The organism is Serratia sp. CY37869 (genome assembly GCF_052168895.1).
Taxonomy (GTDB): domain Bacteria; phylum Pseudomonadota; class Gammaproteobacteria; order Enterobacterales; family Enterobacteriaceae; genus Serratia; species Serratia ureilytica.
Genome location: NZ_JBJNLU010000004.1, coordinates 35239 through 56288, shown reverse-complemented (window position 1 = coordinate 56288; position 21050 = coordinate 35239). Strand labels below are relative to the sequence as shown.

Sequence of the window (21050 nt, the reverse complement as noted above, 5' to 3'; positions counted from 1 at the left end):
ATGATTACATCATGCCGCCCATGCCGCCCATGCCACCCATGCCGCCTGCTGCGCCCAGATCCGGTGCGTCAGCCTTCGGCAGGTCGGTGACCATGCATTCGGTGGTGATCATCAGGCCAGCCACGGAAGCCGCGTACTGCAGAGCAGAACGGGTCACTTTGGTTGGATCCAGGATACCCATCGCGATCATGTCGCCGTATTCTTCAGAGTAAGCGTTGTAGCCGTAGCTGCCTTCGCCCGCTTTCACCTGGTTGGCGATAACGGAAGCTTCTTCACCGGCGTTGACCACGATCTGACGCAGAGGGGCTTCCATTGCGCGCAGCGCAACTTTGATACCCACGTTCTGGTCTTCGTTGTCGCCTTTCAGCGCGGCGATTTTGCCTGCAACGCGGATCAGCGCTACGCCGCCGCCGGCAACCACGCCTTCTTCCACTGCGGCGCGGGTCGCGTGCAGGGCGTCTTCAACGCGGGCTTTCTTCTCTTTCATTTCAACTTCAGTGGCTGCGCCAACCTTGATAACGGCAACGCCGCCGGCCAGTTTCGCTACGCGCTCCTGCAGTTTTTCACGATCGTAGTCAGAGGTCGCTTCTTCGATCTGCTGACGAATTTGAGCAACGCGGCCCTGGATGGTCGCTTCGTCGCCCACGCCATCGATGATGATGGTGGTGTCTTTGTTGATGACAACGCGTTTCGCCTGACCCAGGTCTTCCAGGGTGGCTTTTTCCAGCTCCAGACCGATCTCTTCAGAGATAACGGTACCGGCAGTCAGGGTAGCGATGTCCTGCAGCATGGCTTTACGACGGTCGCCGAAGCCAGGCGCCTTAACGGCAGCCACTTTCACGATGCCGCGCATGGTGTTGACCACCAGGGTCGCCAGCGCTTCACCTTCAACGTCTTCAGCGATGATCAGCAGCGGTTTGCCTGCTTTGGCAACGGCTTCCAGCACCGGCAGCATTTCGCGGATGTTGGAGATCTTCTTGTCAGCCAGCAGGATGAACGGGCTTTCCAGCTCAACAGAACCGGTTTCCGGCTTGTTGATGAAGTATGGGGACAGGTAACCGCGGTCGAACTGCATACCTTCAACCACGTCCAGCTCGTCTTGCAGGCCGGTGCCTTCTTCAACGGTGATAACGCCTTCTTTGCCCACTTTCTCCATCGCTTCCGCGATCAGTTTACCCACGGTTTCGTCGGAGTTGGCGGAGATGGTGCCGACCTGAGCGATAGCTTTGGAATCGGAGCAAGGTACGGACAGTTTTTTCAGTTCTTCAACCGCAGCGACAACCGCTTTGTCGATGCCGCGCTTCAGATCCATCGGGTTCATGCCTGCAGCAACCGCTTTCAGGCCTTCGGTGATGATGGATTGAGCCAGTACGGTTGCAGTGGTGGTGCCGTCGCCCGCCGCGTCGTTCGCTTTGGAGGCCACTTCTTTCACCATCTGTGCGCCCATGTTCTCAAACTTGTCTTCCAGTTCGATTTCACGCGCAACGGAAACGCCGTCTTTGGTGATGGTCGGTGCGCCGAAAGATTTATCCAGCACTACGTTGCGGCCTTTCGGGCCCAGGGTCACTTTTACTGCATCAGCGAGAACATTCACGCCGCGGAGCATTTTCACGCGAGCGTCATTGCCGAATTTTACGTCTTTAGCTGCCATTGGTATTTCCCTTCAACTCGTTCAGTTCAGAAGATAAAGCGCAATTACGCTTCAACAATTGCCAGAATGTCGCTTTCGGACATGATCAACACTTCTTCATTGTCGATCTTCTCTGCTTTCACGCCGTAGCCGTCGTTGAAAATCACGATATCGCCAACTTTCACATCCAGCGGTTGGATGTTGCCGTTTTCCAGCACACGCCCTTTACCCACTGCAACCACTTCACCGCGAGTGGATTTACCCGCAGCAGAGCCAGTCAGGACGATGCCGCCAGCAGATTTTGATTCAACTTCTTTGCGCTTGACGATAACGCGGTCATGCAATGGACGAATACTCATTGAACGCTCTCCTGTAAGAAGGTCTCTATCAGATTTAGGGTTGTACACCGGATGGTTGTTATTACCGGCCTCGTGGCATTTGAGATGGGGGCGTTCCAGCCCCCTTCAAGGGGGCGAACAAAAAAAATTTCGCATTTTTGGTCCGACGAGTGCCGCAGAGATGAAAAACGCGGCCAGAGCCGCGTTTGCTTAACGATCGTGAGGTTTGCGATCCTCGTCCGAGCGGTGTTCCAGCACCGGGCGTTCGTCGTCCTTGCGCTGGAATTCGCCGTCGAAGGTATTGCCGTTGGCGGCGTCGCCGCCCGTCCAACCGCCGGGGCGATACACCGACAGGTGTGGCATCAGTTTCAGCGTCAGCGATTTTTGCACCGGCGGCAGCAGCAGCAACAGGCCGAGGAAATCGGTGAAGAAACCCGGTATCAGCAGCAGGAAGCCCGCCAGCACCAGCGAAACGCTTTTCACCATTTCCGCCGCCGGGCTTTCGCCGGACGCCAGTTTTTGCTGCATCTGCACGAAGGTTTTCATGCCCTGATTGCGCACCAGCGAAATGCCGACGCAGGAGCTGAACACCACCAGCAGCAGGGTGACAGCCACGCCGAGCACGGCGGCGACTTTGATAAAGATGGATATTTCTATGTAAGCCAGCAGAAATATCAGCAGTAGCGGTAACCAGCGCACCTGGTTCTCCTATCGGTAGGTAAGGCACGGCCGCCACGGGGCGACGGCGCGAAAAAAGAGGCCGTAAACGGCCGACACTATTACAATGAGGGCATCCCCCCACCATTTCAACCGAGAGCCGGTTTTTATTGCTAAAGTTCACAAACGTGAAAGAAGTCACAGAACCGAAAAAGGGCATATCCTTAAACACCATAAGGTGATCTGGATTCAGTCATTTCTTACCAACCAGCATATGATCTGGGCAGCTACGGGCGATTTGGTTAATCGTTTCACGCCCCAAGCCTTCGGCAATATTAATTTAGGCTGTGCCCTTACTAGCCTTGACCTGACAAATTATTAATTCGGCAGCAACACATAGAGAAGGTTCTCATGTCAAACAACATTCGTATCGAAGAAGACCTGTTAGGAACACGTGAAGTCCCCGCAGACGCTTACTACGGAGTTCACACTCTGCGTGCGATTGAAAACTTCTACATCAGCAACAGCAAAATCAGCGATGTCCCCGAGTTCGTTCGCGGCATGGTGATGGTGAAAAAGGCCGCGGCGATGGCCAACAAAGAACTCAAAACCATCCCGCGCAAAATCGCCGACGTGATCATCCAGGCCTGCGACGAGGTGCTGGATAAAGGCAAGTGCATGGATCAGTTCCCGGTGGACGTATTCCAGGGCGGCGCGGGCACCTCGCTGAACATGAACACCAACGAAGTGCTGGCGAACATCGGCCTGGAGCTGATGGGCCATCAAAAAGGCGAATACCAGTACCTGAACCCGAACGATCACCTCAATAAGTGTCAGTCCACCAACGACGCCTACCCGACCGGGTTCCGCATCGCGGTGTACGCCTCCAACCAGAAACTGATCGACGCCATCAACCAGCTGCGCGAAGGCTTCGATCGCAAGGCGAAAGAGTTCGAAACCATCCTGAAAATGGGCCGCACCCAGCTGCAGGACGCGGTGCCGATGACCCTCGGCCAGGAATTCCACGCCTTCAGCGTGCTGCTGAACGAAGAGACCCGCAACCTGCACCGCACCGCGGAGCTGCTGCTGGAAGTGAACCTCGGCGCCACCGCCATCGGCACCGCGCTCAACACCCCGGAAGGCTACCAGCCGCTGGCGGTGCAAAAACTGGCGGAAGTCAGCGGCCTGCCGGTGGTGCCGGCGGAAGACCTGATCGAAGCCACCTCCGACTGCGGCGCCTACGTGATGGTGCACAGCGCGCTCAAACGCCTGGCGGTGAAACTGTCCAAAATCTGTAACGACCTGCGCCTGCTCTCCTCCGGCCCGCGCGCCGGCCTGAACGAAATCAACCTGCCGGAGCTGCAGGCGGGATCGTCCATCATGCCGGCCAAAGTGAACCCGGTGGTGCCGGAAGTGGTCAATCAGGTGTGTTTCAAGGTGATTGGCAACGACACTTGCGTTACCATGGCGGCCGAAGCGGGCCAGCTGCAGCTGAACGTGATGGAGCCGGTGATCGGCCAGGCGATGTTCGAGTCGATCCACATCCTGACCAACGCCTGCTACAACCTGCTGGAAAAATGCATTAACGGCATCACCGCGAATAAAGAAGTCTGCGAACACTACGTCTTCAACTCGATCGGCATCGTCACCTATCTGAACCCGTTCATCGGCCACCATAACGGTGACATCGTCGGGAAGATCTGCGCCGAAACCGGCAAGAGCGTGCGCGAAGTGGTGCTGGAACGCGGCCTGCTGACCGAAGCCGAGCTGGATGACATCTTCTCCGTGGAGAACCTGATGCACCCGGCCTATAAAGCCAAACGCTATACGGATGAAAATGAACAATAACAGACCTACCCGGTAGCCCTGAAAGGCACGCTAAATCCTCTGGATAGCGTGCCTTTTTACTTTTAGGCGCCCACAAAATTTTAACGTTTTATTTTCAATTTACACCCTAAATCATTGGGACTGCATCAAGGCGGCAAGAGCGCAAGTCCCCAGGAGCTTACTCAAGTAAGTGACTGGGGTGAGCGCTCGCAGCCAACACCGATGCAGTTTCAAGGATGACGGGAAATCTCATTTTAAGGAGTAAACACTATGCTAGCCGTAGAATTGGTTATCGTTCTGCTGGCCATCTTTTTAGGGGCCAGATTGGGCGGTATCGGTATCGGGTTCGCGGGGGGACTGGGCGTATTGGCGCTGGCGCTGATCGGCGTCAAACCGGGCAACATTCCCTTCGACGTCATCTCCATCATCATGGCGGTGATTGCGGCGATCTCCGCGATGCAGGTCGCCGGGGGGATGGACTACCTGGTGCAGCAGACCGAAAAACTGCTGCGCAAGAACCCCAAGCACATCACCATTCTCGCCCCTATCGTCACCTACTTCCTGACCATCTTCGCCGGCACCGGCAATATCTCACTCTCGGCGCTGCCGGTGATCGCCGAGGTGGCGAAAGAACAGGGCATCAAGCCTTGCCGCCCGCTGTCGACCGCCGTGGTCTCCGCCCAGATCGCCATCACCGCCTCGCCGATCTCCGCCGCGGTGGTGTACATGTCTTCGGTGATGGAGGGCCACGGCGTCAGCTACCTGCACCTGCTGATGGTGGTGATCCCGTCCACCTTCTGCGCGGTGCTGTTGATGTCGCTGCTGGTGACCTGGCTGTTCGATTCCAAGCTGTCTAACGATCCGGTGTACCTGAAACGCCTGGAAGAAGGCCTGATCACCCTGCGCGGCAACAACGCGCTGGCGATCAAACCACGCGCCAAAACCTCGGTGCTGCTGTTCCTGCTCGGCGTGCTGTGCGTGGTCGCCTACGCCATCATCAACAGCCCGGGCCTGGGTCTGGTGGCCAAGCCGCTGATGAACACCACCAACGCCATTCTGATCATCATGCTGAGCGTCGCCACGCTGACCACCCTGCTGTGCCGCGTCGACACCGACATGGTGCTGAACTCCAGCACCTTCAAGGCCGGCATGAGCGCCTGTATCTGTATCCTCGGCGTCGCCTGGCTGGGCGATACTTTCGTCCAGGCCAACATCGATTGGATCAAAGAGACGGCCGGCAGCGTCATTCAGGCGCACCCGTGGCTGCTGGCGGTGATCTTCTTCTTCTGCTCGGCGCTGCTGTACTCGCAGGCCGCCACCGCCAAGGCGCTGATGCCGATGGCGCTGGCGCTGAACGTGTCGCCGCTGACCGCCGTCGCCTCCTTCGCCGCCGTTTCCGGCCTGTTCATCCTGCCGACCTACCCGACATTGGTCGCCGCGGTGCAGATGGATGATACCGGCACCACGCGCATCGGCCGCTTCGTGTTCAACCACCCGTTCTTCATTCCCGGCACCATGGGCGTGATTTTCGCGGTGGTATTCGGCTTCCTGCTCGGCAGCGTCATGCTGTAAGGCGTCGACCGGGGCTGCGGCCCCGGTTTTCCTTCTGGCGATAAACTCGCCTTCTAGCCAATCCGCCTTCAGGGTATAGTGCCCATTCGAACCGATGAGAGGGCTGAAGATGTCTGATTGCGAAGCTGTCGTCATACTCTGTACCGCACCCGATGAAGCCAGCGCCCAGGAACTGGCGGCGCGGGTCTTGGGCGATAAGCTGGCGGCCTGCGCCACGCTGCTGCCTGGCGCCACTTCGCTGTATTACTGGGAAGGGAAACTGGAACAGGAATACGAAGTGCAGATGCTGTTCAAAAGCGATCGCCGCCGTCAGCAAGCCCTGCTCGACACCCTGAAACAACATCACCCATACCAGACGCCTGAGCTGCTGGTCTTGCCGGTGATGGCCGGAGATAAAGACTACCTGTTATGGATCAACGCTTCATTAAACTGATTTTGCTGCTGTGCAGCCTGTGCTTCCTGCCGCAGGCGGCGCAGGCTTCGCTGTTCGCGCCGAAGGGCGGCAGCCAGTTCGTGCCCGTCGATCAGGCCTTCGCCTTCGATTTCAAACAGCAAGGCGGCCAGGTGACACTGAACTGGCAGATCCGCCCCGGCTATTACCTGTATCGCCAGCAGATCAAACTGGTGCCGCAGCAGGCGACGCTCGGCGCCTTTACCCTGCCCGAAGGGCTAAGCCACAAGGACGAGTTCTTCGGCGAAGTGGCGATTTTCAAACAGCAGCTGAATCTGCAGGTGCCGCTGCAACAGGCGGCGGCCAACGCCAGCCTCAGCGTCACCTATCAGGGCTGCGCCGAGGCCGGCTTCTGCTACCCGCCGGAAACCCGAACCATCCCGCTGGACGCGGTCAGCGCCACCGCAGCCGCGCCGCTCCCGGCGGCTGCCTCTGAGCCAGCCGAACAATCCGCAACACCAGCCAGCCTGCCGTTCTCGCCGCTGTGGGCATTGCTGATCGGTATCGGCATCGCCTTCACCCCCTGCGTACTGCCGATGTACCCGCTGATCTCCGGCATCATCCTCGGCCGAGACCGGCCGCAAAGCAGCGGCCGCATTCTGGCGCTGGCGCTGGTTTACGTGCAGGGCATGGCGCTCACCTACACCCTGCTGGGCTTGGTGGTGGCCGCCGCCGGATTGCAGTTCCAGGCGGCGCTGCAGCATCCTTACGTGCTGATTGGCCTGTCGGCGCTGTTCATCGCGCTGGCGCTGTCGATGTTCGGCCTCTATTCCCTGCAGCTGCCCTCGGCGCTGCAAACCCGGCTGGCGAGCTGGAGCAACACCCAGCGCGGCGGCTCACTGACCGGCGTATTCCTGATGGGCGCGCTGGCCGGGCTGATCTGTTCCCCCTGCACCACCGCGCCGCTCAGCGCCATCCTGCTGTATATCGCCCAGAGCGGCAATCTGTGGGCCGGCGGCGGCACGCTGTACCTGTACGCGCTGGGGATGGGCATTCCGCTGGTGATCGTCACCCTGTTCGGCAACCGCCTGCTGCCGCGCAGCGGCCCGTGGATGCAGTACGTGAAAGAGGCCTTCGGCTTCGTCATTCTGGCGCTGCCGGTGTTCCTGCTGGAGCGGGTGATCGGCGACCTGTGGGGACTGCGCCTGTGGAGCCTGCTCGGCCTGGCGTTCTTCGGCTGGGCCTTCGCCCTGAGCCTGAGAAGCACACGCGGCTGGGCGCGCGCTCTGCAACTGCTGCTGCTGGCGGCAGCGGTGATCGCCGCGCGGCCGCTGCAGGACTGGGCTTTCGGTGCTGACCAGGCGCAGCAGGCGGCTCAACCGCATCTGGCCTTTACCCGCATCAACAACGTCGAACAGCTCGATCTCGCGCTGCAACAGGCGCGGGGCAAACCGGTGATGCTGGACCTGTACGCCGACTGGTGCGTAGCCTGCAAAGAGTTCGAGAAATACACCTTCAGCGATGCGGCGGTGCAGGCGAGCCTGGCCAACGCGGTGCTGCTGCAGGCGGACGTCACCGCTAACAGCGCGGAACAAGCGGCGCTGCTGAAGCACCTGCAGGTGCTGGGGCTGCCGACGATCCTGTTCTTCGATCCGGCAGGCCGCGAGCTGACGGCCGAGCGGGTCACCGGTTTTATGAAGGCGGAAGCCTTCAACGCGCATTTGCAGAAAGTGATGTGATAACTGACACTGAAGATCGGAAGCGAATGGGAGGAAGCACAAGTGCAACGTGAACACGTCCTTGATACCGCGCTGGGCCTGTTGGAACAACAGGGCCTGGCGACCGCCACATTAGAGATGCTGGCGGAAAAACTCGACGTTCAGCCCGGCGATCTCAAACGGTTCTGGCCGGATCGCGAAGCGCTGCTGTACGACTGCCTGCGCTACCACGGCCAACAGATCGACACCTGGCGCCGCCAGCTGCTGCTGGACGAAAACCTGAGCCCGCAGCAAAAACTGCTGGCGCGCTATGACGTGCTGGCGGAATACGTGCAGCAAGACCGCTACCCCGGCTGCCTGTTTATCGCCGCCTGCAGCTTCTTCCCGGAAACGGATCACCCGATCCACCAACTGGCGGAGCAACAGAAGCTGACCTCGCTGGAGCTGACCCGCGAGCTGCTGCGCGACATGGACGCCGACGACGCCGACATGGTGGCGCAGCAAATGGAGCTGATTCAGGAAGGCTGCCTGAGCAAACTGCTGGTAAAACGCCAGCTCCAGGACGTATCGGTCGCCAAACGGCTGGCGGAAGACATCTTGCAGGTGGCGCAGTGCCGCCGCAACGGGGCGTTGAGCTGAATCGGCAGGGTTGACGGCACAGCCAACCCGAGGCGATAGCCCCAACAGGCGCATTTTTTGCGCCCTTTGCCTGAAAAGCCAGCAACCGGAGGCATTTTCGCGTATTTCACGCATAAAGCCGTTGACGGCTTTCGGCCAATACGGTTTAATGCTGCCCGTTGCCCGGATAGCTCAGTCGGTAGAGCAGGGGATTGAAAATCCCCGTGTCCTTGGTTCGATTCCGAGTCCGGGCACCATCTTCAGAAGAACCCGCCTATGGCGGGTTTTTTGCTTTCTGAGATACGGACTCTCCATCGAACTGCGTTCGATTATTCGGCCTAAAGGCCTCACCCTGCGGGCCAGCGCTGAAGCGCTGTTCAACCCGGCGCCAGCGACATAGGGCGAATGTTCCCTTGCCTACTTGGCTCCCTCCCCCCACACAAACGTTGGCTTCAAGGATAACCGGGTTACCGTATTCTCGGCATTAAGCGTGAAAGTGGCGGCACCAGGCGAGTCGTGCCCAATTTCGTTGAGGCGGAACTCACTCTCTGGTAAAAATGCTACGCCATACATTTCCGAAGCGACGTCAATGATGACGTCGTAATGCCAACCACCTGGAAGCATGGCCGTAGCCTTGAATAGACAACTGCCTTTTCTTCATATGCTGCGCATGTTTGTAGAATGAATACATGCTTAAGCAGAATAAAAATATCGCGAAATAAAACAAATTCACTTCACCTTTCCCTTGGTGTAGATAATGCCCAGCGAAAATGACGCAAGCCACCATCACTGCCAACGAAAAAATTCACCGAGCTTATGGTCTTAGTCGAAACAACAGGCCATTTAGTCAATGAGCACAAAAAAAGCAGGGGATACCCCTGCTTGTCATTTAAAATCAATATTACTGGCATATCGGTGAGTATTTTTTCATAAACGGCGATTCGCAGATCGCATTCACGATATCACCTTTATCTTTCTCTTTTGGCTTGGCGCTTGAGTTGGTATTGCCACCACATTGCCCGCCATTTTTCCCCTGGCCATTGATGCATTGGCCAAAGTCGCTATTGCCGGCACCGCTGGCGTTGCCATTATTGCCCTGCACATTCTGATTACCGTTAAAACCGGCGTGCGCGTAAGACGCCATCATGATGCAGGCGCCGAGAAGCAAAGTTGCTGTCTTTTTCATACTTTTCCCTTTGTGTTATTTAGCAATTGAATAAAACAAGATTTAATATTCCCTTGGGGAATATTAATCATAATCCATTATCTTTTAGCATTATAAAGATAGCAGATGAGAACAACTAAAATTATTCCCCATCACGGTTAGGAATACTCTGCCTCTGGGGATAGCAGCCAATAAATAAAATCATGGCTGCGGTTTAGCATCAGCTTACCCATTACCGAACGTTTATGGCTGTGCACCGTTTTAACGCTCACCCCCATTACCCTGGCGGTTTGCGATTGGTCAAACCCTCTTCTAAGATAGTTCACTACCTGACGCTCGCGACGGGTTAGAGGCTGATATACAAATCGCGTTGTGGCTCGGCTATCACTCAGTATTTTTGCCAACAGTACGAACAATTTATCAATGCTATCCGTTCGATACAGCACGCGGGAAACTTCATCAGAAATAATCGGCCTTTCCTTTATCATGACGACAGGCGTGCACCCATTTTCATGCGCCGCGCTTCGCCAACGATGAGCAATTCGTCTTGATGAAACGAATATCACATCAGGTCGGGTTACTGCATCCTGATTTAAAAAACAAAGCACCTTATTATTGGCTTGAGCATACTGATTTAAACTGCTTTTCAGACCAGCAGAAAAATAACGATTGTCATCATCGATGATAATATTGATAACCTTCATCTTTGCCTCAAAAAATCATATGCCGATATGCCCTACAAAAATTGCAGGGCACTTTCGCTTGTCGTTATTAATGCCTAATCAATTAATTAAAGGATAATCGGCCGTCTTACTTTAGCCAATTACGCAAAAACCATATAATTAATATGAATTAATGATAAGTATGGCATTACCACTGAATGGCCCTTCCTCAACATTTCCGGTGGTGTGCAAGGTCGATTCCAGATCAATAGCGACCCCACCAGTAGGAATGTTGATTTTCTTGCCAGTGATGCCGGGAACACCATCGATAGTGACGGTCGAGAAAAGACTCCCGTCAGCTTTTAGCTCTATTTTCTCACTGGCATTATTGCTCACCACAGAAATATCCGCGTTAGCCGGATAAGTACAAGAAAGCCTCACGCTCTCTTTTTTCTTATGGCCATTAACTTCGTCAGTACTTAACTGACCGTGATCCAGTGTTACCGCCCCTGCATCGATGTTGCATTCATTATTTGGCGGCGTGGGACCAATGCAGCTTTGCCCAGGGAAAGCATTATAATATACAGATGACGAAAACTGATAAACAAGCGCATAGCACAGTTTTGAGTAGGCCTCCCATTTTTTTTTAATAATACAAAATGAGGGGCTATAATCAGGATCGCAATAATAACTAAAATTAGGGTACCCACGTGCATTAAACCCAACATCTATGGGGTTTTTAACTTTTTTAGTTATAATTTTATATAGCTCCCCCATTGTCCAGGCGGTGTTCATCTCAGGATAAAGAGTTGCTTGCCATGTAGGAGATAAGGATGTCCCTACATAAGGGGCTAGGAATTGATTGAAATTGGTAAAGACCCCAATAGTGACTATACAAGAGCGCTGAAAACAAGGGTTCTGCGTCTGATCATTAACATCAATGCTCACAAGCCGGCCTGAGGCGCCTGCACCAGCATAATTCCCGGAGTTAATAAGCCCATTCACAATAGGCGCATTGGTGGTTTCCCACACCATACCTGCATTTGCTTTGCAGATATAAATAAAAACCAAAAGGGAAGACAAAATAGCACGTCTCGCCCATGGGAATTTATTTTTAAAAAAAACCGCTTTATAATTAACCATAAATTCTCTTTGCACTCATGGACGTATTAAAAATAATAAAAAAATGACATTAGTTCACACGAAAAAAGCGCTTGCTATCTTCGGTTAAGCACAGAAATAAAAAACATTACCCATCAACGGCATACCGATTTTACAATGAAGTAACGTATTGGCTTCTTGTTAGTTTAACGCTGCTGCCTTTGTTTCCTGCAACCGGGCTTTGCCCACCCAGTTGCAGAAACCCTTATTATTCATACTCCGCCGTTAACGTCGCGGTTCCAGTAAAATCTGCCCCCACCAGCATGGTTCCTGGCCGCGCAATAGGCACCGCGTAAAGCTTAGTAGGGTTGGCAGCGTCAATAATTAATTTGGTATCGCTGACGTAAGTGGTGTCGCCTGTACCTTGTGTAATACGCAAGCCAAGGTTACCCACGCTTGACTGCAGCGGTTTGCTGTCCCCCCAGGACACCGGTGCAAACCCCAGTTTGACTTTCAGATCGCCGTATCCCGCAGAACCGCCGTTACAAGATACGCTATACGGAATTTCCATTTTTTTGTACGCGACGCCGTCTATTTTATTGATGGCTACGTTGGCAAAATCCACGCTAATATCTTTACCCTCATTCAGCGTACACGTGGGTTGCTCAACCAACTTTCCGGTAAACTTTACATTTACCGCTTGCGCAGCCCCCATGGTTAGTAACCCCACGCAGATCATGGCGGCCAAGCCTGAGCCACGCACCATATTCATTTTTTCCATATTCATTATCTTCATTTGCATCTCCTTTATTGAACCTCTACGAGCAATGTGGCGGAACTGGAAAAGTCCCCTCCTCTCAGCGTGGCGCCGCTGCGCTTCACCGGTACTGCGTATAACTTTGGCGTAAGCGGATAAGTAAAATTCATCCAGGCATTCAACCTCAGCTGTTGACCATTCTCTTGCAGTAGCTTAATCGCCAAATCGTTATTGTTGGTGTGCAGCAAACCATCCCCAAAGTCCGGCGATAACCCTTGCAGGCTCACTTTCAACAACCCGGCGTTGCCGGACATATTGCCGCTACAGCTAACCTCGTAGGGGATAAGCCTTTTACCGTATTTTTCGCCATCAATTTTTGTGGTGATCAGTTCATTGAAGGACACAAAAATATCCTGGCCGCCGTTAATTTCACACTTGGGCTTGGCAACCACGGCACCTTTGACTGTAACCGTCGCCGTCGCTGCCCAACCAACCTGGCTCACCAACAACACTCCCGATAAGGTTAAGGCCGAGGTTACCGTCATAGTGGCCGCTAAGGAGAGAGAGAGCAGTAGGCTTGTCCCCACCTTTCGCCACATACAGCGCCATAACTTGCCCATTGCTTTCGCCTCAGTCATAGTTCATCCGAAAATCAATTGCGGCCTGATAGGCTCCTGCCACCATAGGCGCACGCGTGCGTTCCGCCATCACGTAAAAATTCAACGCGTCGCTTCCTATCGCCAACAACTGAGGCCGGCTACGGTGCCCCAGACGTACATCTTTTTTGTCACTGTCCAATAATCGCAACGCTATCCCGCCAGCGCCTCGTACCTTCACCAAGCGCGGATTGTCCGCATCCGCAGGGGCGTTGAAACTCACGCTCACTGCTGGCTGATAAGCATCCCAAACTTTATTGCCCCTGCGTTCGTCCTGCATGGCTGCCCCAGTACGCAAGCAATCTCGTAGGCGAAGCTGGAAGGCGACCGGCTCTGTACGCTCCCCCACTTTGGCCAGGTTGCCGGTCGCCGTTTCCCCCAACCAAACGTCCTGGCGCGCCGACACCATATCCAGCCGGCAAGCCCCCTCGGTCAATGCACCATGAACAAACAACACACCGTGATTTCCGTCTTCTGCTTTCGCAGAATTGGCCGCCAGCAAGACCAACAACAGCATGGAGACCATGCCTGCTTGACACGCCAAAGATCTGCCCTTCAGATTGCTGTAACCGTTGTCCATTTTTTGCATGACTTCTTCCCCGCTCGCTTCAACCGGTAAAACGTACCGCCGGTTTCTGTTATCCTTTTGCGTCAGGCACGACCTGGCAATCACTGGCGCCGCATTTGAATGTCAGCTCTGGGCGGCCACCGTAATCATTGATGTAGGTCAGCACCGGTGCATTGCCTAACCCAGAGGCACCCAGCGCAATGCTTCCCTTAGGCGGCACCATTAACGGTTCAAAACCCTGTGCCGTTTTTCCCTTCTTGCTGTTGCTGGCATCAACCAGCGTGATGTAATAAGGCGTTGGATTATTCACCTGGAAGCCCGTCCCCTGACGAGTCAGCGTTAACTGCTCCTGCCACGGCGTAAAAGCACTGCCTTTGCCTGGCGTAATCGCCGCCGGGCGATAGAACAGCTTGATGCGCGTCTGCAACGCTATTTGTAATGTGTTGGCTTTCTCGCTTTTAGGCGGTATTTCTCGCAGATTGAAATAGAACAGCGTCTCCCTATCCTGTGCCAACAAATTCACTGCTGGCGTCGACTGCACTTTTATTTGGCTCTGTGTTCCAGGTTCCAGCCGCTGCACCGGCGGCAATACCACTAGCGGGCTGTTAATCTTCTTGCCTTCGGCATCTTCCAACCATCCCTGCGCCAGATACGGCAGTTGAGTATTTTTATTGCTGATATTCAGACTCACCGATTTCTCGGAACCGTTAAAAATTACGCGAGTACGATCCAGCGCAATAGCGGCTTGGGCTTGACTGCTCAATACCATTGCCGACAACACACCGGCGACTGAAAATATTTTTACCATGTTCTTTTGCATAAAATTGTTCCGTCTTATAAAGCTTGCTCTTACTAAAATAGTCATGGGTTCGGCGGCTTATTCCGCTCTCGCCTCAGTATTCACGCGGCATGGCAACAGTAAGTTGCTCAACATAATATCCGTTCGAATTGTCGGTAATGTGATCCGGCATTGGGCCTTACCATCCCAATTCACTGTCATTTCAGTATTGGGTTTAATTCCGCTCAGATACACACTCCCGCCATCATTCACCAGGCCGGTCTGTTGCTGCCGACTGTTGTAGACCACCGCACCAAACGGCGGGGCGCTGCCGTCGGCCAGGCTAATCACCGCCATCGCCTTTTGCCCGGCAATCACATTAAAGCGCCGATAGCCAATCGCCCCCTCGGTTAATGTCGCCTGTACCACCGACTGCGTAGCGTCAACGTTATCCGGCAACGTGTTGAGATCGATACTCGCCTTGCTGCGGTAATAACTGTTGATATCCGCCACTACCGCTTTACCGAACATATTGGTGCGCGCCGTCGCCCCAAATCCACGCACCGGCACATCGCCCACGCCTTCGGTATCTAAAAGCAACCGCGTCCCGCCCAAAGTACTGTTGCGGTGTAGCGCCGCGCCCTTGGCGGTGGCCGTCATCCCACCTTGCAATGAGAACCCCATGGATGAGTAACTTCCCCCCTGGTAACTGGCATTGGCGCCGATGCGCGCGTTATCACCCTCATGGGTATAAAAGCCACTTGCTGAACCTCCCCGGCGTGAAAGCCCGGTGCTCAACTGATAGTTATTGTGTTCGTCCAGCCTTTCGTAATAACCAAGCCGCTGCGTATTTTCATTACGGTTCCACGAACTGCTGTAACTGAAGTTAGAATTAACCCCCCACGGTAAGGTAAAGGATAAATACATGCCATCATCCTTGGCACCCTGAAATTTATTCCGAAAAGCCGTGAGTGACGCACTGATATTTTTCATGGCTCCCAAATCGAAATACCGCGAAAGAGCCAAACTATAACGTTCGCTAACAGGCTGGTCCCAATAAGTCTGATGACTGTAGTTGAGATAGGTACTTAACCCTAAATCGCGAAACTGCTTATTCAGCGTGATGGTATACATTTCTCGGCTTTTCCCGAGGCGACTTTCATCATAACGGGCGTCGAGGTATTCACTCATCGTCATAAAGTTCTGTTCAGAGAAACGATAACCAGCGAAGGTGATTTGGCTATCATATTCATCAAAACTCTTCGAATAACTTACCCGATAGGAGCCGCCGGTTTTGGTGCCGCCCTGTTGGGGTAATTCCGCTCGCGATTGCGTGGAGTCAAAAGACAACGCGCCAAATGCCAATAGATCGCGGCCTAGCCCCATAGATAACGCTTTATAATCGCCCCCACCCAAAGCGCCGCCATATAATGACCACCCGTTGCTCACACCCCAGGAAAACTCACCAGTAGCGAACAGAGGACCACGCACATGATGATTCCAATCAGAAGGTTTACCACCCGCGAATTTGAAACGCACCGTACCAGGGCGTGTCAGATAAGGAATATTTGCGGTATCTACTTTAAACTCCTGCACGCTGCCATCTTGCTCTTCTACCCGAACATCCAGCTGCCCGTTGATGGAATCATTAATATCCTGAATGCGGAATGGACCCGCCGCAACCCGGGTTTCATACAACACACGGCCCATCTGACTAATAACGACCTTGGCATTGCTTTTGGCTATCCCCGTCACTTCTGGCGCATAACCGCGAAGATTGGGCGGCAACATATTGTCATCCGAAGTCACGCTAAAACCGGTATAGCGGAAACTGTCGAAAATATCCGTCGCCAGATAATCCTCACCCATAGTCAAGCGAGCACCCCACTTAGGCAGCGCGCGGAAAGCATAATATCGACTCCAGTCAAAATCTTGCTGCGTTGGTAAGCCTGTGCCGGTTTGATGATTGATATTCATCTGCCAGTCAGCACGTAAACGCCAAGCCCCCAGATTGGCCCCCGCTGTTCCGTTCCCGCTTAGATTATAGGATTGTTGGCTATTCTGCTGGGTGCGCTGCACCTGTGAATTTAGATTATAATCCAGCAACAACCCTGGAATACCTTCATCCCATCGAGATGGAGGATCCCAATCCGGCGATGAATATTCCAGGTAGGCCTGCGGAATATTCAAATACAAGGTAGATGACGCCAGATCGCCTTTGGCTTCCAGACCATTAAGGCTGCCGAGATCCAAACACTGCCCGTCATGCCACCAACGTAATTTCGCTAAGGCATCTGACTTAAGCCCGAGTTTTTCAACCAGTGTTGGCGAAATACAGGCCACGCTTCCCTTGCCCTCATCTTCCGGCGCATAGAATGCGACAGGTTCTTCAGGCAACACCAGTGTGTTCAGATTAACCGACATGATATATTTCCCAGGCATAATAAAACCGCCGTGCGAAAATTGGCTCAGATCGATATTTTTCCTGTCATTTAAATCTAACACGTCGATGTTAAACTGTACCCCGTCACTTGCCTGCAACTGAGCAGGCAAACTATATATCGCCAAAGAAATGCACATTCCCAGCAGGCTTAACAGAGGCGTTTTCGATTTGTTCGCGTTCGATTTCATGGCTCCGCCAACCTTTAACTTATTTATAATCAGTAGTAATTCAATTTAAATCGAATAGCGGTTCTATAATCCCCGGCACGTAACACTTGGCGATTAGCTACCAGTTGCATGGAATAATTTAAGTAGCTCTCATTGATGATGGTACCGCCTATTGGCATAGCTAAACCTGGGTAAATCACATTACCGAGGCTATCTGAAATACGTAATGCAATTCCTTTTGCCTCCCCCGTCACCCCAAAGAATTCACTATCGACTCGACCATCAAACGTCATTTGAAAATGCTGGCGGCCTGGTTGCACTTTGTCCATGTCTGCCAAACTGCAATTTAAAAGCCGCAGACTGAATGGCTTAGTCAAGCCATGGCCGTCCCGGGCAATTTGTTCTATCGGTAATGTTTGCATATCAATCGTTTGATCACGGCTTGCCGATTCAATGGCACAGGCGGCATTAACAATAGCGCCTTCCATATTGACTCTTCCCCAGCCAATAACCGCCGCCGCTGCCGGCATCGTCTGAGCTATAAAAAGCATGGCCAATAGGGAAGGCGCCACTCTATTTTTTTCAACGGGAGCCATATGCGTTGTCCATTATAATTAAGATTCCATACTGGGAAAAAGCATGCGGGATATCCCGCATGCCGGCATTAATGGAGTAAAACGATTACTGGTAGCTCAGCGCGAAGTTAACCACGCTGGTGAATGCACCAGGAATGATGGTATCCAGAGTGCCGCCGTTCCCTTTCAGGAAGGCTTTGAATGCCAGTTCGGCACCAGTATCACCAATTTCGATCTTCTGCCCGGTGGTCGCTGTGCCCAGCTCTACAACGGCGTTAGAATTAAGGGTATCGGTAATAACAATGCTCGCACCTTTGGCGGTGCTGCCGCTGCCCAGGGCAATCATCTTCTTATCGGTACCGGCGGAACCACCGGCCTCACCGGTAAAGGTCGTCTTGACGGTTTGTGCCGTAGCATTAGTGCAGTCTTCCAACTTAATGCTGAACGGTTCTTTGACTTCAGACTCGCGGCCGTCTTTCAGGCTCAGGTTGGAAATCTGACCCAGTGGAACGGTTTGATCGATGTTGCCCGGTGCAATAGAGCATGGCGCATCAATGATTTCACCCGTGAAAGTGACAGTACCGCTACCCTGATTTGCCGCCTGCGCCATCATGGAAGAAGCACCAAAGGCCAATACCGCTGCAATCATAATTTTATTCAGTTTCATAGAAGTCCCTTACATTCCTTAGTAAGAAGTGGAGTAAATTAAATTCTTAAGTCACGCATGCAATGCAGCAGCTTTATTCCTGAGCGTTGTATCCGTGGCTAATACGCTGCGTTTCCGCGTTCCGTATCAGTGGGAACAAATTTACACTCCCCGAGCTTTGTTTGAAACGTTATGTCGAAAAAAGACAAAAACACAGGATTATTATCGATAAAATAATAATTAAATAGATTTTAAACCCAAAAAATAGAAGTTAATTATCACTATTTATATAAAAAAACTTGTAAGCAGATAAACATTTCATGTCAATTATACGGATAGAGAGAAAAATCCTATTTACACACAGAGTGAAGGATTGAAAAAAGCCGCATCAGGTCTCAGAATAATCCCTCGACAGGAAAGTTGATGGGTAAATGAAATGATTTTTATCATAAATGAAGACATCCTCTTTAATGAGGATGAGGGCACGCTGTCGCATGTCGATAATGCCAGTAATAAAATAGCGTTACTTAAACCGACCAGCAGATTGCTTTCGTTGTTTATTCGCAATAATGATAAGCTGCTGCTGCGAGAGAGGTTGCTTAATGACGTCTGGGTTGAACATGGGCTCAAAGCCTCCAATAACAACCTGAATAATTACGTTTCCGGCCTGCGTAAGTCATTGGCGCAGTTCGGCGTGGAAGATATTATTGTTACCTATCCCCGTCAGGGGTTTAAATTTAGCGCCGCAAGCATTCAGCTGATGGATATAAATACCGATGAAGTTAATAATAATGATTATAGCGAAACCGAAATAGCTTCAACGCCGCCACCGGTTGCACGAACGCCGAACTTTCGTCGCTCTGTTCAGCGCTTAATTATGATTATGGCCGCTTGTTTAGTGCCGTTTGCCGCGATTGTGCTTTACCAAAACAGCACGCGCATCAGCGTTTATCCGTTGGGCAATGAGCAAAATTGCCAAATTTACACCATGCGGTTAGGCAGCGGTGAGTTGGCAAACATTAAGCGAGAGATACGGCAAGCCGGCTTCAACTGCCAATACCGGGCGGATATCTATTACTATGACAACATTCGCAATGAGGGCGCAGAAAAGGACGAACAGTGGTTAACCTATTGCCCGCGGGCGAGCAATAGCCCCTGCATTAACAATTACATCAATAATAAACAACCATAACATTGCGCCATTTATCCCCAGGGCCAACGAAAAACAATCCCCCGGCGTTGCCGGGGACCTTCTCCGCTCAGGAAGCCGTGGTGCACACGAACAACGGCGCATGGTTGCCGCTGAACAGATAGTGGCGTTCATCGATTTTTTCAATTCGCCAATGGATCAACGGCGCCGACATGGGCAAACGGCGGTTAAGCGCTTCATTATCCAAATTGTCTTGCGGCTTTCTGACCGCTTCCTTGCGGCGCAGCGTGTAGTTACTCCCCTGCCGCTGATAGTCCATAATCATTGCCCGCTCGATGGTATAACGCGTGTCGCCGTCAAAAAAACTGCCGCTCAGCAACAGGGTCACGCTCCGCGCGCCTTCGGGTACAACGCTCACCAGCAAGACACGCTGCATTAATTGGCCAGGCAGCTGATCGGTTGAACGCAGCACCGCGCGGCACTCCGGAATTTGCGGTTTAAAAAACAAGAAATAGGCGGAAACGCCGCAGCCTGCGATTGCCAGCGCACTCAACAGCGCATAGCGATAACGCCAAAGGCGCTTACTTAACCCGGCTTTCATAATAGTTCTCACATTGCACTTTGCCTGCGGCCATCTCGGCCTGTGGGCAATAGAAGTAATAAGATACCCGGGCTCGCCCAACGGCCTCCGACATCACCGAACCGCTGTCGTAGTACAGCAGCGTCGCCGGTTCTGTACACCGAACCGACTTATTTTGCGCCAGCATATTTTTCAAATGCGCCAGATCGGCCTCGCCGGGGCCCACCTTATGATAAGAAGCTACGAACTTCACCTCACAGCTGCCGATATTGCCTACGCTTACCGCGCTGAGCGGCTCATAACCGGCATCCTGCCAGGCCCATACCCCGCTCCCCGTCGCCAACAGCAACAACGCGGCCAACCCGAAGCGCTTAAATCGCTGCGTTCGCAGCGGCCTGGTCGGCAAGGCGTTTTCTGCAGCCGCCGGGCTCGGCATCTCCGGCAAACTCTCCGCCAGGCTGTCCGTCGTCTTCAACGAAGCGGCGGTAAACATGAATCCCTGGCGCGGCAACGTGACGATAATGTCGTCCTCGCCCATGGCGGCGAACATCTTGCGCAGGATGGAAATGGTGTTATTGAGGTTATTGCCGGAGGCCACCTGGCCGTGCGCTTCCCATACTTGCGTCAGCAGGGTATCGCGGGAGACCACCAGATTATTGTTTCTGACCAACGCGGACAGCAGGCGGTTCAGGGTGGCGGTGAGCGGTTGAGGCGGCAGCTCAGCGTTGAGATCCACCAACTCTGATCTATCCTCATGATATTTAATCTTATTATTAATTACGTATCTCATTGTTCCCCGCTCAAAAAACTAATTAATAATAATTAGCCCTTGTTAAACATGAGAATAGTAGCACACGGCATGAGTTAAGAAAATTCCTAGAAAAACGCATAAAAAGCTAAATAAACATAAATATAGGAAATAACATTGCGCTGTCTCACAGGGCGCCAAACATTTAACTGATGATTGTCGATTTTTATCATGTCGATATTAAAAATGCCGCCCGGCAAATACCGGGCGGCACGAGAAATATCCATTTTCACCAGGCTCAAC

21 protein-coding genes and 1 tRNA gene are annotated in these 21050 nt (G+C 53.0%); 7 read left to right on the top strand and 15 right to left on the bottom strand.

The window, feature by feature from the left end; genetic code table 11:
* Positions 1 to 4: 4 nt before the first annotated feature.
* From groL to ACJ8J1_RS18920, 3 genes are all read right to left on the bottom strand, one after another.
* On the bottom strand, positions 5 to 1651 hold the full coding sequence (gene groL / locus ACJ8J1_RS18930; protein ID WP_004929662.1) for a chaperonin GroEL: 1647 nt from the start codon (positions 1649 to 1651) through the stop codon (positions 5 to 7).
* Positions 1652 to 1695: 44 nt separating this feature from the next.
* The gene (locus tag ACJ8J1_RS18925) at positions 1696 to 1989 is read right to left on the bottom strand and encodes a co-chaperone GroES (protein ID WP_004929661.1); all 294 of its coding nucleotides are present in this window, start codon (positions 1987 to 1989) and stop codon (positions 1696 to 1698) included.
* Positions 1990 to 2178: 189 nt separating this feature from the next.
* On the bottom strand, positions 2179 to 2667 hold the full coding sequence (locus ACJ8J1_RS18920) for an FxsA family protein (RefSeq protein ID WP_033641607.1): 489 nt from the start codon (positions 2665 to 2667) through the stop codon (positions 2179 to 2181).
* Positions 2668 to 3036: 369 nt separating this feature from the next.
* Here ACJ8J1_RS18920 and aspA point away from each other — a divergent pair, with 369 nt between their 5' ends.
* The 6 genes from aspA to ACJ8J1_RS18890 all read left to right on the top strand — a co-directional run bounded on the left by aspA (position 3037) and on the right by ACJ8J1_RS18890 (position 9008).
* Positions 3037 to 4473 carry an aspartate ammonia-lyase gene (gene aspA / locus ACJ8J1_RS18915; protein WP_004929659.1) on the top strand — a complete coding sequence of 479 codons (1437 nt, stop codon included), beginning with the start codon at positions 3037 to 3039 and terminating at the stop codon, positions 4471 to 4473.
* Between the two features lie 249 nt (positions 4474 to 4722).
* The gene (locus ACJ8J1_RS18910) at positions 4723 to 6024 is read left to right on the top strand and encodes an anaerobic C4-dicarboxylate transporter (protein WP_033641606.1); all 1302 of its coding nucleotides are present in this window, start codon (positions 4723 to 4725) and stop codon (positions 6022 to 6024) included.
* A 109-nt stretch (positions 6025 to 6133) separates the two neighbouring features.
* Complete coding sequence (cutA, locus tag ACJ8J1_RS18905; protein WP_004929657.1) at positions 6134 to 6457, top strand: divalent cation tolerance protein CutA; 324 nt, start codon at positions 6134 to 6136, stop codon at positions 6455 to 6457.
* Positions 6433 to 8154 (top strand): protein-disulfide reductase DsbD, encoded by a 1722-nt coding sequence (locus tag ACJ8J1_RS18900; RefSeq protein ID WP_033641605.1) that lies wholly within the window; start codon positions 6433 to 6435, stop codon positions 8152 to 8154. Before cutA ends, ACJ8J1_RS18900 begins: the two co-directional genes overlap by 25 nt.
* Positions 8155 to 8196: 42 nt before the next feature.
* Positions 8197 to 8772: a division control transcriptional repressor DicD gene (gene dicD, locus ACJ8J1_RS18895; protein ID WP_015376374.1), complete on the top strand. Its 576-nt coding sequence runs from the start codon at positions 8197 to 8199 to the stop codon at positions 8770 to 8772.
* 160 nt (positions 8773 to 8932) lie between these two features.
* Positions 8933 to 9008 (top strand) — tRNA-Phe (locus tag ACJ8J1_RS18890).
* A gap of 644 nt (positions 9009 to 9652) precedes the next feature.
* Here ACJ8J1_RS18890 and ACJ8J1_RS18885 read toward each other — a convergent pair.
* The 10 genes from ACJ8J1_RS18885 to ACJ8J1_RS18840 form a co-directional block, all read right to left on the bottom strand.
* Positions 9653 to 9937: a hypothetical protein gene (locus ACJ8J1_RS18885; RefSeq protein ID WP_046688092.1), complete on the bottom strand. Its 285-nt coding sequence runs from the start codon at positions 9935 to 9937 to the stop codon at positions 9653 to 9655.
* Positions 9938 to 10074: 137 nt separating this feature from the next.
* Positions 10075 to 10620 carry a helix-turn-helix transcriptional regulator gene (locus ACJ8J1_RS18880; protein WP_071845104.1) on the bottom strand — a complete coding sequence of 182 codons (546 nt, stop codon included), beginning with the start codon at positions 10618 to 10620 and terminating at the stop codon, positions 10075 to 10077.
* Between the two features lie 138 nt (positions 10621 to 10758).
* Entirely contained in the window at positions 10759 to 11721 is a 963-nt protein-coding gene (locus ACJ8J1_RS18875) for an MrpH family fimbial adhesin (protein WP_128868668.1), read from the bottom strand.
* 226 nt (positions 11722 to 11947) lie between these two features.
* Positions 11948 to 12475: a fimbrial protein gene (locus ACJ8J1_RS18870; RefSeq protein ID WP_033641600.1), complete on the bottom strand. Its 528-nt coding sequence runs from the start codon at positions 12473 to 12475 to the stop codon at positions 11948 to 11950.
* A gap of 11 nt (positions 12476 to 12486) precedes the next feature.
* Positions 12487 to 13074 (bottom strand): fimbrial protein, encoded by a 588-nt coding sequence (locus tag ACJ8J1_RS18865; protein WP_050594395.1) that lies wholly within the window; start codon positions 13072 to 13074, stop codon positions 12487 to 12489.
* Complete coding sequence (locus tag ACJ8J1_RS18860; protein ID WP_033641599.1) at positions 13067 to 13681, bottom strand: fimbrial protein; 615 nt, start codon at positions 13679 to 13681, stop codon at positions 13067 to 13069. Before ACJ8J1_RS18860 ends, ACJ8J1_RS18865 begins: the two co-directional genes overlap by 8 nt.
* A 49-nt stretch (positions 13682 to 13730) precedes the next feature.
* Entirely contained in the window at positions 13731 to 14480 is a 750-nt protein-coding gene (locus tag ACJ8J1_RS18855; RefSeq protein ID WP_033641598.1) for a fimbria/pilus periplasmic chaperone, read from the bottom strand.
* A 57-nt stretch (positions 14481 to 14537) separates the two neighbouring features.
* The gene (locus ACJ8J1_RS18850) at positions 14538 to 17069 is read right to left on the bottom strand and encodes an outer membrane usher protein (RefSeq protein WP_050594394.1); all 2532 of its coding nucleotides are present in this window, start codon (positions 17067 to 17069) and stop codon (positions 14538 to 14540) included.
* 29 nt (positions 17070 to 17098) lie between these two features.
* Positions 17099 to 17644: a fimbrial protein gene (locus tag ACJ8J1_RS18845; RefSeq protein ID WP_033641596.1), complete on the bottom strand. Its 546-nt coding sequence runs from the start codon at positions 17642 to 17644 to the stop codon at positions 17099 to 17101.
* 85 nt (positions 17645 to 17729) lie between these two features.
* On the bottom strand, positions 17730 to 18290 hold the full coding sequence (locus ACJ8J1_RS18840) for a fimbrial protein (RefSeq protein WP_033641595.1): 561 nt from the start codon (positions 18288 to 18290) through the stop codon (positions 17730 to 17732).
* A 415-nt stretch (positions 18291 to 18705) separates the two neighbouring features.
* Between ACJ8J1_RS18840 and ACJ8J1_RS18835 the strand changes: the two genes are divergently transcribed.
* A complete protein-coding gene (locus tag ACJ8J1_RS18835) occupies positions 18706 to 19461 on the top strand; it encodes a winged helix-turn-helix domain-containing protein (protein ID WP_033641594.1) in 756 nt (251 codons plus the stop codon).
* Between the two features lie 67 nt (positions 19462 to 19528).
* Here the strand turns inward: ACJ8J1_RS18835 and ACJ8J1_RS18830 are convergent, their stop codons facing one another.
* Both ACJ8J1_RS18830 and ACJ8J1_RS18825 read right to left on the bottom strand, forming a co-directional pair.
* A complete protein-coding gene (locus tag ACJ8J1_RS18830; protein WP_033641593.1) occupies positions 19529 to 20020 on the bottom strand; it encodes a hypothetical protein in 492 nt (163 codons plus the stop codon).
* Entirely contained in the window at positions 20001 to 20735 is a 735-nt protein-coding gene (locus ACJ8J1_RS18825) for a winged helix-turn-helix domain-containing protein (RefSeq protein WP_229597883.1), read from the bottom strand. Before ACJ8J1_RS18825 ends, ACJ8J1_RS18830 begins: the two co-directional genes overlap by 20 nt.
* Between the last annotated feature and the right edge of the window lie 315 nt (positions 20736 to 21050).